The 13,004-nt window shown below is 76.4% G+C and carries 12 protein-coding genes and 2 pseudogenes; 8 read left to right on the forward strand and 6 right to left on the reverse strand.

All coding sequences use genetic code 11. The annotated features are described in order from the left end of the window. Position 1: 1 nt before the first annotated feature. The 3 genes from ggt (at position 2) to ABEB13_RS31495 (ending at position 3,420) form a co-directional block, all read left to right on the forward strand. Positions 2–1,792: a gamma-glutamyltransferase gene (ggt, locus tag ABEB13_RS31485; RefSeq protein ID WP_345708186.1), complete on the forward strand. Its 1,791-nt coding sequence runs from the start codon at positions 2–4 to the stop codon at positions 1,790–1,792. 94 nt (positions 1,793–1,886) lie between these two features. Continuing rightward, a complete protein-coding gene (locus tag ABEB13_RS31490) occupies positions 1,887–2,690 on the forward strand; it encodes an exodeoxyribonuclease III (protein ID WP_345708187.1) in 804 nt (267 codons plus the stop codon). Between the two features lie 163 nt (positions 2,691–2,853). Continuing rightward, positions 2,854–3,420 carry a hypothetical protein gene (locus ABEB13_RS31495; RefSeq protein ID WP_345708188.1) on the forward strand — a complete coding sequence of 189 codons (567 nt, stop codon included), beginning with the start codon at positions 2,854–2,856 and terminating at the stop codon, positions 3,418–3,420. A 48-nt stretch (positions 3,421–3,468) separates the two neighbouring features. Here the strand turns inward: ABEB13_RS31495 and ABEB13_RS31500 are convergent, their stop codons facing one another. Further along, on the reverse strand, positions 3,469–4,182 hold the full coding sequence (locus tag ABEB13_RS31500; RefSeq protein WP_345708189.1) for a lysoplasmalogenase: 714 nt from the start codon (positions 4,180–4,182) through the stop codon (positions 3,469–3,471). Further along, the gene (locus ABEB13_RS31505; RefSeq protein WP_345708190.1) at positions 4,179–5,054 is read right to left on the reverse strand and encodes a sterol desaturase family protein; all 876 of its coding nucleotides are present in this window, start codon (positions 5,052–5,054) and stop codon (positions 4,179–4,181) included. The genes ABEB13_RS31500 and ABEB13_RS31505 overlap by 4 nt, the downstream gene beginning before the upstream one ends. A gap of 127 nt (positions 5,055–5,181) precedes the next feature. Here ABEB13_RS31505 and ABEB13_RS31510 point away from each other — a divergent pair, with 127 nt between their 5' ends. From ABEB13_RS31510 to ABEB13_RS31520, 3 genes and pseudogenes are all read left to right on the forward strand, one after another. After that, the gene (locus tag ABEB13_RS31510) at positions 5,182–5,685 is read left to right on the forward strand and encodes a DUF2397 family protein (RefSeq protein WP_345708191.1); all 504 of its coding nucleotides are present in this window, start codon (positions 5,182–5,184) and stop codon (positions 5,683–5,685) included. Then, a pseudogene (locus tag ABEB13_RS31515) lies at positions 5,643–5,789 on the forward strand (DUF2398 family protein); the annotation flags it as partial. The gene ABEB13_RS31510 and the pseudogene ABEB13_RS31515, both read left to right, overlap by 43 nt. Positions 5,790–5,795: 6 nt before the next feature. Further along, the gene (locus ABEB13_RS31520) at positions 5,796–6,605 is read left to right on the forward strand and encodes a DUF2398 family protein (protein ID WP_345709887.1); all 810 of its coding nucleotides are present in this window, start codon (positions 5,796–5,798) and stop codon (positions 6,603–6,605) included. A 25-nt stretch (positions 6,606–6,630) separates the two neighbouring features. Here the strand turns inward: ABEB13_RS31520 and ABEB13_RS31525 are convergent, their stop codons facing one another. The 4 genes from ABEB13_RS31525 to ABEB13_RS31540 form a co-directional block, all read right to left on the reverse strand. Next, entirely contained in the window at positions 6,631–6,837 is a 207-nt protein-coding gene (locus ABEB13_RS31525) for a cold-shock protein (RefSeq protein ID WP_345708192.1), read from the reverse strand. A 112-nt stretch (positions 6,838–6,949) separates the two neighbouring features. Next, positions 6,950–7,129 carry a hypothetical protein gene (locus ABEB13_RS31530; protein WP_345708193.1) on the reverse strand — a complete coding sequence of 60 codons (180 nt, stop codon included), beginning with the start codon at positions 7,127–7,129 and terminating at the stop codon, positions 6,950–6,952. Between the two features lie 159 nt (positions 7,130–7,288). Continuing rightward, positions 7,289–7,906: a TetR family transcriptional regulator gene (locus ABEB13_RS31535; protein ID WP_345708194.1), complete on the reverse strand. Its 618-nt coding sequence runs from the start codon at positions 7,904–7,906 to the stop codon at positions 7,289–7,291. Positions 7,907–7,969: 63 nt separating this feature from the next. Next, the gene (locus ABEB13_RS31540; protein WP_345709888.1) at positions 7,970–8,866 is read right to left on the reverse strand and encodes an acyl-CoA thioesterase; all 897 of its coding nucleotides are present in this window, start codon (positions 8,864–8,866) and stop codon (positions 7,970–7,972) included. A 135-nt stretch (positions 8,867–9,001) separates the two neighbouring features. Between ABEB13_RS31540 and ABEB13_RS31545 the strand changes: the two are divergent. Together ABEB13_RS31545 and ABEB13_RS31550 are read left to right on the forward strand one after the other, a co-directional pair. Continuing rightward, positions 9,002–10,368 (forward strand): annotated as a pseudogene (locus tag ABEB13_RS31545) (SWIM zinc finger family protein). Positions 10,369–11,011: 643 nt separating this feature from the next. Then, positions 11,012–12,976, forward strand: coding sequence for a DUF6493 family protein (locus ABEB13_RS31550; RefSeq protein WP_345708195.1), 1,965 nt, complete (start codon positions 11,012–11,014; stop codon positions 12,974–12,976). Positions 12,977–13,004: the final 28 nt, after the last annotated feature.

A 13,004-nucleotide genomic window follows, 5' to 3' on the forward strand; every position in this document is an offset into this window, starting at 1 on the left:
CATGAGAGCTCTGGCCCGACTCCTCCCGCCGCTCGCCCTCGCCACCGGCCTGGTCTGCTCCACCGCCGGGCCGGCCACGGCCGCCGCCGACCCGCCGCCCAAGTCCCCCGAGGCGGTGGGCTACGGCGGCGCGGTGGCCAGCGTCGACGCCGACGCCACCGCCGCCGGCATCGAGGTGCTGCGCCGGGGCGGCAACGCCGTCGACGCCGCGGTCGCCACCGCCGCCGCGCTCGGCGTCACCGAGCCCTACTCGGCCGGCATCGGCGGCGGCGGGTACTTCGTCGTCTACGACGCCCGCACGGGCAGGGTCTCCACCCTCGACGGCCGGGAGACCGCCTCCCGCGGCGCCGACGCCTCGCTCTTCCTGGAGAACGGCGCCCCGCTGCCGTTCGCCGACGCCGTCACCAGCGGCCTGTCCGTCGGCGTTCCCGGCACCGCCGCCACCTGGCAGAAGGCGCTCGACCTCTGGGGCAGCCGGCCGCTCGCCGAGGTGCTGCGCCCGGCCGAGCGGATCGCCGACCACGGCTTCACCGTCGACCAGACCTTCCGCGACCAGACCGCCGCCAACCAGGCCCGCTTCCAGGACTTCCCGGCGACCCGGGCGCTGTTCCTGCCCGGCGGCCGGCCGCCCGCGGTCGGCTCGACGCTCCGCAACCCGGATCTCGCCGCCACCTATCGCGAGCTCGGCCGGGCCGGCACCGCCGCGCTCTACCGAGGGCCGATCGGCGCCGACATCGTCCGCACCCTCCAGCACCCGCCGGTCGACCCCGCTTCCGGGCGCACCGCCCGCCCCGGCGCCGTGGACGGCACCGACCTGGCGCGCTACCGGGTGATCCGGCGGGAGCCCACCCACGTCTCCTACCGCGGCGACGACGTCTACTCCATCGCGCCGTCCTCCAGCGGCGGCACCACGGTCGGCGAGGCGCTCGGCATCCTCTCCCGCTCCGACCTGGCCCACCTGGACACCACGCAGTACTACCACCGCTACCTGGAGGCCTCCCGGATCGCCTTCGCCGACCGCAACCGCTGGGTGGGCGACCCGGCCGCGGTCGACGTCCCCACCGACCGGCTGCTCTCCCCGGCCTTCACCGCGGCCCGGGCCTGCCTGCTCGACCCGGCCCACGCGCTGACCAGCCCGCTCGCCCCCGGCGACCCGTACCACCCGGCCGCCTGCGGCTCCACCGGCCCGGCGGTCACCGAGACGTACGAGGGCCCCAGCACCACCCACCTCACCGTCGCCGACCGCTGGGGGAACGTCGTCTCGTACACCCTGACCATCGAGCAGACCGGGGGCAGCGCGATGACCGTGCCGGGCCGCGGCTTCCTGCTCAACAACGAGCTGACCGACTTCTCCTTCACCCCGGTCGGCCCGGGTGTGCCCGATCCCAACCTGCCCGGCCCGGCGAAGCGGCCGCGCTCGTCGATCTCGCCGACGATCGTGCTGCGCGACGGCCGGCCGTTGTTCGCGGCGGGCTCGCCGGGCGGGGCGACCATCATCACCACCGTCCTGCAGGTGCTGCTCGGCCGGATCGACCGCGGGCTCACCCTGGAACAGGCGATCGCCGCGCCCCGGGCCAGCCAGCGCAACGCGGCCACCACGGCGGCCGAGGCGGCCTTCCTGGCACTGCCCGAGCGGGCCGCCCTGGAGGCGCTCGGGCAGTCGTTCGCGGCGCCCGCGGAGATCGGTGCCGCGACCGGGGTGGAACGGCTGCCCGACGGGCGCTGGGTCGCCGCGGCCGAGCCCGTGCGGCGCGGCGGCGGATCCGCGGCGGTGGTCCGGCCCGCCGGCTGATCGGCCGGGCCTGTCGGTGCCGGGCGGTATGTTCGGGGTGGGCGTCCGCCGAGGGCGTCCACCCCTGCCCCTGCGACCCGGGAAGGCCGCCGCCGTGACCGTCCGCATCGCCACCTGGAACATCAACTCCGTCACCGCGCGGCTCCCCAAGCTCCTGGAATGGCTGGAGAGCGCCGCGCCCGACGTGCTCTGCCTCCAGGAGCTGAAGTGCGCCGCCGACGCCTTCCCGCACGAGGCCGTCGCCGAGCTCGGCTACGAGACCGCCGCGCACGGCGACGGCCGCTGGAACGGCGTCGCGGTGCTCTCCAGGCTCGGCCTGGCGGACGTCGTCCGCGGCCTGCCCGACCAGCCCGGGTTCCAGGCCGACGACGCGCTGCTGCCCGCCGTCGAGCCGCGCGCGATCGCCGCGACCTGCGGCCCCGTCCGGGTCTGGTCGGTCTACGTGCCCAACGGCCGCGAGGTCGACCACGCGCACTACCGCTACAAGCTGGAGTGGCTGGAGGTGCTGCGCCGCGCGGTGCTGGAGGACGCGGCCGGCCCGCGCCCCTTCGCGGTGCTCGGCGACTTCAACATCGCCCCCGCCGACGAGGACGTCTACGACGTGGCCGCCTTCGAGGGGCTCACGCACGTCACCGCCCCCGAGCGGGCCGCCCTCACCGCCCTCCGCGAGGCCGGGCTGCAGGACGTCGTGCCCCGCCCGCTGAAGTACGACCGCCCCTACACCTACTGGGACTACCGCCAGCTCGCCTTCCCGAAGAACCGCGGCATGCGGATCGACCTCACCTACGGCAACAAGGCCTTCGCCGACGCCGTCACCGACAGCTACGTCGACCGGGAGGCCCGCAAGGGCAAGGGCACCTCGGACCACGCCCCGGTCGTGGTGGACCTGGACGTCTGAGCCGCCCCCGTCCGGTCACCCGCAGTGATCGGACGGCCTCGAACGGTCCCCGTGCGGTGGCCGAGCCGGGGCACGGTGCCTAGCGTCGGGTGCGACCGGGTGTGGTTGCCCGACCACGCGGACGGCCCGTCCCCGGCCGCACCCGAGAACCTGGAGGTCCGGCATGCGCCATCCGCGTACCGCCGCCGCCCTGCTGGGATCGACCGCCCTGTTGGCCCTCGCCGCACCCGCGGCGCACGCCAAGACCGTCGAACCTGCCTGGATCACCCCTGCCCAGGCCGCCCCCGGCCAGCCCGTCACCGTCAGCGTGACCTGCAAGGACACCAGCGCCAAGACCGTCACCGCGACGTCCAAGGCGTTCTCCGGCGGCTCCGTCACGCTCACCGCGGGCTCCGACGGCAAGTACACCGGCACCATCGAGCTGGTGTCGGCGACCGAGGTCTCGGTCACCGAGACCACCAAGACCGCCTCCATGGGGGTCGGCGGGAAGTGCCCGAACGGCGACGAGTTTTCCGGCAGCGTCGGGGTAACGGCGGCCTCGGCCGGCTCGGCCGGCACCGACGACCACGGCACCGCGACCGAGCCGCACGGCAGCGTGCAGACCGGCGTCGGCGGTTCGGTCACCGCGGCCGGGCCCACTCAGCTGGCCGCCGGCGGGGCCCTGGTCGCCGCCGGTCTCGGCGGCTTCTGGCTGCTGCGCCGCCGCGCCGGCGAGGACTCGCAGGCCTGATGCGGCGGCCGCCGAGCGCCGCCCCCGCATCCGCTCAGCGCCGCGGCGTCACGCCGTGGCGCTGAGCCGTGCTCCGGCGGTCAGCTCAGGGTCGGCCGCCCCGGCGTCCTCGGCCGCCTCCGCCGCCCGGATCGCCCCGGAGGCCAGCAGCCACTGCGCCGCGAGGTAGGTCGCCATGATCCAGAAGCCGTGCCCGGGCAGCTCCCGCCAGCCCGCCAGCTTGGTCGCGATCAGGCTGTCCGAGAGCAGGAACAGCCCGCCGCCGAGGCCCGTCCGCAGACCGAGCCCGGACGAGGTGACCGCCGTCGAGGTCAGCAGCAGGCTGTAGAGCGCCACCGGCACCTGGAGCCCGCCCAGCCCCGGCCAGAGCGCGGTGATCATGCCGGCCCAGGCCGCCGCGTACGCCGCGCCCACCAGCAGGCTGCGCCGCCGGTCGTCCAGCGCCCCCATCCGCACGAACATGGTCACGTAGGCGACGTGCGCCGTCGCGAACGCGCCCATGCCGGCCAGGAACGTCGCCTGCCCGTCGAACTGGAGCAGCACGTCGCCCGCCGCACTCGCCAGCAGGGCCGGCGCCAGCAGCCGCGGCGCCCGCTCCGAGGAGGCGAGGCTGTGCGCCGCCAGCAGCGGCATGAGGGCCGGCTTGGTCGCGTTCTGCAGCACCGACGTGCCGGTGACGATCGCCCCGAGATGGGCCGCCGAGGTCGCGGCGAAGGCGGTGACCAGGCCGCGGGCGGCGCGCAGTCGTCGGGTGATGGTCATGCGGGTACGCCCTCCGGGCTCTCGGTGCGGTCGGTGCGGTCGAGGTCGGGCTGCCAGCCCGGCCCCTTGGTGAGGTGGCGGAACCGGTCGCCCCACGTCCGGGCCGCCGCCACGTCGCGGGCGATCGCCGCGTACTCGTGGGTGGCCACCCGCAGCGGGTTGTGGGTGGAGAGGTTCTTCGTCAGGCCGTACACCGGTCGGACGGTCTCCGCGGTGAACGAGCCGAACATCCGGTCGAAGACGATCAGGATGCCGCCGAAGTTCCGGTCCAGGTAGCCGCCCTGGGAGGCGTGGTGCACCCGGTGGTGGGACGGCGTGTTGAACAGGTACTCGACCGGGCGGGGCAGCCGGTCGATCCGCTCGGTGTGGATCCAGAACTGGTACACCAGGTTGACCGAGGAGCAGAAGGCCAGCGCCGCCGGGTGCACCCCGGCCGCGATCATCGGCAGGTAGAAGACCCAGCTGGTGGCGCCCGTCCACGGCTGCCGCAGCGCGGTGGAGAGGTTGTAGTTCCGGCTGGAGTGGTGCACCACGTGGCAGGCCCAGAGCACCCGGATCATGTGGTGGCCGCGGTGCGACCAGTAGTAGCAGAAGTCCTGCGCCAGCAGCATCAGCGGCACCGTCCACCACAGCACCGGCACCCGCAGCGGGGTCAGCTCGTACAGCGCCGAGTACACGGCGACGATCGGGATCTTCCAGCCCGCGTCGAACAGCAGGCTGCCGAGACCCATCGTCAGGCTGGTCGCGGTGTCCTTCGGGGCGTAGCCCTGCTCGTCCTCGTCCGGATGGAAGCGGTAGGAGACCACTTCCAGGACGGTGAGCAGCACGAAGGCGGGTATCGACCACAGGACGACGTCGGGCAGGTTCGGCATGCGAGGACGATAGGCGACCGGGCGGGCCCGGTGGAAGGGGTTGTTACCGCTGCGTAGGGCGGATCCCGTGCGGACCTCCCGGGCCGGGCCCGGACGGCGCCGCCCAGCGTCTAGGCTGGTGGCCGACATGGAGCAGCACGAGTACGCGACCGGCGCCGGGGAGGCGGCCGGTGGCGAGGCGTTCGGGCGCCTGGGCGGGGCGGGGCAGCTCACGGCCCAAGCGCCCCTCGGGCTGTCCGCGCGGACGGGGCCGCTGGCCCGGCGCTTTGCCGAGTCCGGGGACACCGCGGCCCACGAGCTCTTCACCGCCGTCTTCGGCCTCTACGGCGCCCGCCACCTCGGCGGCCGGCCGGCCGAGGCGCAGCCGGGCGCCGCCGCCAGCTGGTGGCACGGCCCCACCGTGCACCGGGCGCTCGGCGGCCGGCCGGCGCGCGCGCTGCGCCGGGCCCGCCAGGAGGCGGCCGCGGCCCGCGTCCCCGCCCAGTCCGCCGCCGGCCGGCACCGGCGGCCCGAGGGGCCCGCGACGCCGCCCAGGGCGCCGCCGCCGGCGAGCGCCGCACGGCCGCCCGGCTGCTGCTGGCCCACCCGCTGGTCACCGCCGACGGGCCGCACGGCGCCGGCTTCCCGCTGATCCACCGTCACGCCGACTGGCTGCGGGAGCGCTTCACCGACCTGTTCGGCTACCCGCTCACCCTCGGCCCGGGCCACGCCCGGCTGCACAAGTCCCCGCTGGCCGGCCGGATGCTGCCCGGATTCCGGCCCGACGGCTACGCCGCCCTGGTCCTCGCCCTCGGCGCGATAGCCGACGGCCTGCCCCCGGACCTCGACCGCCCGGAGGTGCTGCGCCTGCTCACCGAGTGGCGCGTGGTCACCGGCGAGGGCGCGGACCGCAGCTGCGACCACGGCCTCGCCCGGCTGCTCGTCGAACGGGCCGACCGGCCGGCCGGAGCCGGGCCGGTCGCCCCGCACACCGCCGTCCGCCGCCGGCTGGCCGAGACCCCGGTGGTGCTCTTCGACGAGCTCACCGCCGCCGAGCGGGCCTGGCTGCGCGGCCGGCTGCCCGCCGAGGCCGAGCTCTTCGCCGACCTGCTCGGCCTGGAGGCCGAGGTGCGCAGCGAGGGCGTGGCGCTGCTCGACCCCGCCGACGAGCTCACCGACCTGCCGGCGGCCGGCACCGATCCGCTCGCACAGACCGCGCTGCTGCTCGCCGAACGCCTGGTCGAGGAGCTCCGGCCGCTGCCGGAGGAGGCCGCGCCGCCGGCCGTCCTCGTCCCGGACGCGCTGATAGACGGCGCGCTCGGCGACATCGCCGACGACTACGGCCTGCCGCCGTGCACCGGCCCGGACTACCTTGCGGACCGCACCGCGCTGCGCCGCGACGCCCTCGACCTGCTGCACGCCATGCAGCTGATCGTGCCTGCCGGCCGCAACTGGGTGCTGCGGGCCCCGGCGGCCCGGTACGCGCCGCAGGCCGAGCTCCACCCGGAGCCGGGCACCGGCCGCCACTCGCGGCCGGGCGGCCTGCCGGGGCCCCGCCGGCGTCTCGGCTGAGGGCGGGCGCGGCGCCCGCCGCGGCTCAGTCCACCGTCCGGACCCGCTCGGCGACCTCGCGGAACTCCTGCACGGTGAGGTCGTACTCGACCTTCTGGCCGTCGGTCAGCACGTGGCCGGGGGCGTCGATGATCGAGTCGTAGTAGACGGTGAGCTCGGGCCCGCCGTCGTCCGGCGTGATGACGCCGTAGCCGTGGTTGCTGTGGTACGTCTTGACGGTTCCGGTGGCCATGGGGACCACCCCCTTGTCGAGCCGGTTGTGCCGTTGACGGAAGTATCGGCCGTCCGGCGGCCGGGCACCACTCGGTCGGGTCCGGCTCCGGGCCGCCGCGGCGCGCGGCGGCTCAGCGCGCGGCGGCGCTCGCGGTGGCCGCCTGCTGCCGGACGGTCTCCACGGTGGCGCCCACGCCGAGGCCGCCCAGCGCGATCGAGGCGGCGACGGCGCAGCACGCGATCGTTCGGCGGTGCCGCCGGGGGAGCGGGAAGCGCGGCGGGACGGGGGCGGAGACGGATGGTGCCTTCATGATCGGGAGCATGGCATCCCGGTGTGAAAGCCCGGCCAACCGCGGGTGAAGTCCGGGCGGAGGCCCGACGAAACCAGGCGTTCGCGCAGGTCACGGCGGTGCGGTGGGCGGCCGGCCGGCGGCCGCGTCACCCGTTCGGACCTTCCGCTGCGGCGGCCCTCAGGCCGCCTCGTACGGGGTGAGCACCAGCCGCACCACGTCCTCCAGGCGCCGTCTGGCGTCGTCGAGCGTCGTGCGTCCGGTCACCCAGGCGGTCAGCTCACCCTGCCAGGCGTGGCCGACGATGTGCCGCACGACGTCCCCGGCGGACGGCGGCACCTCGACCATCACCGCGTGCAGGGCCGCGCCGTCGGCCCGGGCCATCGCCTGGAGCGCCTCGCTGGCGAACGGGTCGGTGGACGCCGCCACCGAGACCCGCAGCCGGGCGAGCTCGGGCTGCCGCTGATAGGCGCGCATGCCGTGCCGGACGAAGCGGACCATCCGGTCGCTGGCCGACAGCCCGGCCCGCCGGCCCCGCAGCTCCGCCACCAGGTCGGTCAGCAGGGAGTGGTGCCACTCCGCGATCGCGGCGGCCAGCAGGTGGTCCTTCGACGAGAAGTAGCGGTACGTCGTGCCGAGGGCCACTCCGGAGCGCTCCGACACCTGCCGCATCTGGATCCGCTCGACGCCGATCTCGGTCACCAGGGAGAGGGCGGCCGCGATCAGATTGCCGCGGCGTTCGAGCTGACGGGGCGACATCGCCTCCATCGGACGTGGTGACAGGTCAACCTTGGTCACCTTCACCATGATACGGGCCGGGCCTTCGCGCGGGTATGACGCGAACGACCCGGAGCGGGACCGTTACCGGCCGGTGCGCATCTCCCGGACGAGCGTCTCCTGGACGGCGGAGGCGACCAGCACGCCCTCCCGGTTGTAGAACTCGCCGTGCGCCAGACCGCGTCCGTCCGACGCGGACGGGCTGCGCTGGGCGAACAGCAGCCACTCGTCGGCGCGGAACGGCCGGTGGAACCACATCGCGTGGTCCAGCGACGCGAGCAGCAGCCGGTTCGGCGCGCGGCGGCCGAAGCGGTGCGGCTGCAGGTGCAGGGCGGCAGTGGAGGCCAGCGTGAGGTCGGAGAGGTAGGTGAGGGCGCAGACCTGGAGCAGCGGGTCGTCGTCGGGCAGCGGCGTGCCGGTGCGCAGCCAGACGAACTGCTGCGGGACGCCGGGCTGCTCGGGCGGCATCCCGGGCGCGTCGGCGGGCAGGAAGCGCATGTCCAGGGCGCGGAACCCGGCGGACTTGGCGTAGTCCTCCGGGTCGGCGCGCTCCCAGGCGAGGAACGGGTCCGGCAGGTCCTCCGGGCCCGGGACGGGCGGCATCGTCCGCTGCCGTCCGTCGGACTCCTCGGCCCGCTTGAAGGAGGCGGAGAGGGTGAAGATCACCTCGCCGCGCTGAACCGCCGTCACCCGCCGGGTGGCGTAGGAGAGCCCGTCCCGGACCCGGTCCACCTGGTAGACGATCGGGCGCTGCGGATCGCCCGGGCGCAGGAAGTAGCCGTGCAGCGAGTGCACCAGCCGGCCCTCGTCGATCGTCCGGCCGGCCGCGGTGAGCGCCTGCGCGGCCACCTGTCCGCCGAACGCGCGCATCGGCGCACCGGCGTGGCACCGGCCGCGGAACAGGTTCTCGTCCAGCTCCTCGATGCGGAGCAGTTCGATGAACGGGACGACCGAGTCGTCGCCCGGAGCGGCCTGGTCCATGGCGTTCGTCACCTGCCCATCTTGGCAGATCGTCTGCGGAGCGGGGTGTGACCTGGGTTACCCGTGTGCCGCGGGAGAACAGGAACAGGTTCCAGATCTTCCGCCCTGTCAGTGCCCGACCCTAGCGTCCTCGGCATGACGCAAGCCGTACAGACGTACGCCTATCTGCGCCCCTCCGCCGTGCACGAGAGCACCGCCGGACGCAGCCTCGCCCTGGAGACCTCCGGCGGCGCCACCCCGCAGGGGCGGCCGCCAACCCGAGGTTCTTCAGCGGCTTCCTGACCTCGCCCGCGGCCGCCGCGGCCGCCCTCCTCGCGGTGGCCGACGTCGCCGCCGCCCGCTACCACCAGCCGCAGCTGCGCGCCTCGCTCGACCCGGTGGTCACCGCCGACGGCGACCGGCTGCGCTTCGAGTCCTTCTCCGGCTGCTGCGGCGTGCACGCCCGCCTCGACGTCCTCGCCGACGGCCTGGACGGCGGCGACGTCCACCACGGCACGACCAACGTGGACGTCAACAACCCGCTGCGGGAGAGCCTCGGCCGGCTCGGCGCCGGGGATCCGCTGCACCTGGCGGTCGGCCCCGAGGCCCTGGAGGTCACCACGCTCGACGGCCCGCTGGTCGAGAAGAAGGTGCCGCTGCCCGACAGGTGGCTCCGCGGGTTCGCCGAGACCCAGGTGATCACCGCCGGCTTCGACCTGCGCGCCGAACTGCCCGCCGCCGAGGCCGTCCGCCTGCTGCGCTCGCTGCCGCGCTCCGGCGGGCGCAGCACCCCGGCGGGCTGGTTCGTGCCGGCCGGCCGCACCCTGCGGCCCACCAGCCGTCCCGTCCCCGGCGCGGTCTGCCTGCCCGGCCCGGAGCGGCTGGTCGCCCTCCAGCGGGTGCTCCGGCACGCGCTGGCCCTGCGGGTCTACGGCCCGGCCCGGGCGACCGCCCCGACCGCCTCCGCCTGGGAGGTCGTGCTGCCCGGCATGCGGCTCACCCTCACCCTCTCCCCGGACGCCTCCCGCGGTTTCTCCGGCGAGGGCGGAGTCCTGACCGCGCTGGCCGCCGACGCCTGCGCGGGCGACGCCGACCTGGTCGCCGCCCTGCTCGCCTGGGACCCGCGGATCGACCCGGCCGAGCTCGCCGAGCAGGCCGGCATCGGCGTCGAGCGGGTCCGCGCCGCACTGGCCCGGCTCGGCACCGCCGGCCAGATCGGCTACGACCCGGCGGACGCCGCGTACTTCCACCGCGCGCTGCCCTACGACGCCGGGCGCGCCGAGGCGCACAACCCCCGCCTGCGGGCGGCCCGGGCGCTGGTCGCGGCCGGCGCCGTCCGGCTGGCCGGCGAGCGCGCCGTGGTCACCGTCGACGACCACGTCCAGCACGTCCGCACCGGCCCCGACGGCATCCTCGGCTGCACCTGCCTGTGGTGGGCCAAGTACCGCGGCGGGCGCGGCCCGTGCAAGCACGTCCTGGCGGTCGGCCTCGCCCGCGCCGGGCAGCCGGAGGGCGTCCGATGAGCGAGCTCCTCGATCTGGTGCGCCAGGGCGACACCGCCGGGGCCGCCGCCCTGGCGGCGGACCTCACGCCCGAGCAGCGGCGGGCCGAACTGCCGGGGCTGCGCGCCCGCCGCAAGGAACTGCGGGACAGCTGGACGGGCCGCGGCGACGCCTGGACGGCGCTGCTGGTGGCCGGAACCGCCTGCCACACCGCGCCCTCCGCGGCCGCCGACTGGCTGGGCAGCCGGGTGTTCGAGGACTTCGGCGGCTGGAAGCACCCGGCCCTGCTGGAGGCGGTCGAGCGGCAGAGCGCCGAGTGGCGCACCACCGTCCTCGACCGGCTCGCCCAGCGGCGGGCGCCCGGCTGGGGTTGGTCCGAGCACTTCCGGCTGCTGGAGCACCTCGTCCGCACCCTGGACTGCCCGGTGCCGACCGCCGACCCGTTCGTCGTCCAGTGGCAGCGCGACCGTGCCTTCCCGCAGTTCGATGGCGGGCGGCCGGTCGGGCCGGACCTGTACGTCCGGCTGGCGGCCGACCCGTTCACGCCGGTGCTGGCCCCCGGCTGTTCGAGGTCGCCGAGATCGGCTCCGACCTGGACGGGCCGTGGTCGGCGCCGGAGGAGGGCCGCTGGCCCGCGGTGCTCGCCCGGCTCGCCGCCGACGGCGTGCTGGACCGCACCGACCTGCTCGACCGCTGCCTGGCCCGGCTGCTGCGCGGCGGCCGCCCGGCCGACCAGCGGGTGTTCCTGCTGGTGCTCCGCGCCCTCGCGCCCGACCGGGACGAGTACGCGGCCCGGGTCCGCACCCTGGTCGGCCTGCTGGACGGGCACTCCACGGTCGCGGGCCACGCCCAGCAGGTGCTGGCCGCCCTGGACACGGCGGGCCGGCTGGCACCCGAGGTGCCGGCGGAGGTCTCGGCGACCGTGCTGTTCCGTCCGGAGAAGAAGCTCGTCCGGGCGCAGCTCGGCTGGCTCGACCGCGCCGCCCGCACCTCCCCGGAGCGTGCCGGGCCGGTCGTCCTGGCGGCCGCGGGCGCGTTCGGCCACGCCGACCGCGGCCTGCAGGAGCAGGCCCTCAAGGTGATCGCCCGTCACCTCGCCGCCGCGGGGCCGGCCGTCCTGCCCGCGCTGCGCGAGGCCGCCGAACAGCTCGACCCGGCCCACCACGGCCGGGCGGCCGAGCTGTTCGGCGCCGAGGTGCGCACCGAGGAGCACGGCGAGCTGCTGCCGCCGGTGCCGCAGCCCCGGCCGGTGCCGCCACCGGTCGCCACCCCGGCCGAACTCGCCGAGGAGCTCGGCGCCGTGGTGGCGGGCCAGGACGACGTGGTGGCCTTCGAGCGGGTGCTCGACGGCCTCGTCCGGCACGCCTGGTCGGACCGTCAGGCCCTGGCCGAGGCGCTGGCGCCCGTCCTGCGGGTCGCCTCCTGGCACCGGCTGCACCTGGTCGCCGAGGCCGCCGCCGGGCTGATGACGCCCGCCCGCGCCCACGCGGTGGCGCACGGCAAGGAGGGCGGGCTGCGCGGCTACCACGGGGCCACCGGCTTCGACGCCCAGCTCGCCTCCCGGATCGAGGAGGTCGTCCGGCGCCTGGCCGCCCGCCCGGTGCCGTACCTGCTTGCCACCCCGACCCTCGCCACCGGCGCGCTGGACGCGGGTGTGCTGGTCGACCGGCTCGCCGGGTACGAGCGGCTCGGCGTCGCCGCCGGGCCCGTCGACCTGGCGCAGGCCATGCTGCGGGTGGCACCCGGCGCCGACCCGGCGGCGGTCGCGGCGGCCGGGCTGCTGGAGTCGCCGGAGGGCGAACGGCTGGCCCGCTGGCTGCGTACGGGCGGCCTGCCGCGTCCGGTCTCCGTCCTGCTGGAGCCGTCCACGGCCCGCCCGCTCGGGCGCCGGCTGTCGGCCCTGCGCCGGATGGTCGAGCAGCCTGCCGCGGCCGGGATCGAGGGCTTCCCGCGGGACACCGCGCAGCTGCTCGGCCCGCCCGCGCTGCACGGGGGCCCCGCGCCCTGGTGGGAGCCGGAGCCCGTCCCGCACTGGGCGGCCGTCCTGCCCCACCACCGCGAGGAGGTGGCCGCGCGGCTGCTCCGGCAGGTCGCGGCCGTCGCCGACCTGGACTCCCGCGGCGCGGCCCGGGTTTTGCCGTACCTCGCGGAGGCGGACGGCCCGGCCGGGCTCGCGATGCACCTCGCGGTGGTCTACGGGCTCGGCGCCCGGCATCCGGAGGACCGCACCGCCGCGGTGGACGCGCTGCTGGTGCTGGCAGCCCGCGGCGACCTGGACGGGGCGCTGCTCGGCCGCGAGGCCGCCGAACTCGTCCTGCTCGGCGCGGTGAAGCCGAACCGGCTGGCCGCCGCGCTGCGGGCGGCCGCCGACACCGGTGCGTACGGGACGGTCTGGTCGGTGCTGGCGGCCGCCCTGCCGCGGCTGCTCGGCGAGGCCCCGCCGCGGGCCGCGGGGAGCTGCTGGCGCTCGGGGTGGACTGCGCCGGGCGCAGCGCGGCCCGGGGGCCGATCGCCGAGGTCACGGCGGTGGCCGGGCGTGGCGGCACGGCCCGGACGGCACGGGAGGCGAAGGCCCTGGCCGCCGTCCTCGCGGGCTGACGGAGGTTCTGGAACGGTCGTTCTTGACTGATCGTTCTTGAACTCGCTACGGTACCGGC

The organism is Kitasatospora paranensis (assembly GCF_039544005.1).
Taxonomy (GTDB): Bacteria; Actinomycetota; Actinomycetes; order Streptomycetales; family Streptomycetaceae; genus Kitasatospora; species Kitasatospora paranensis.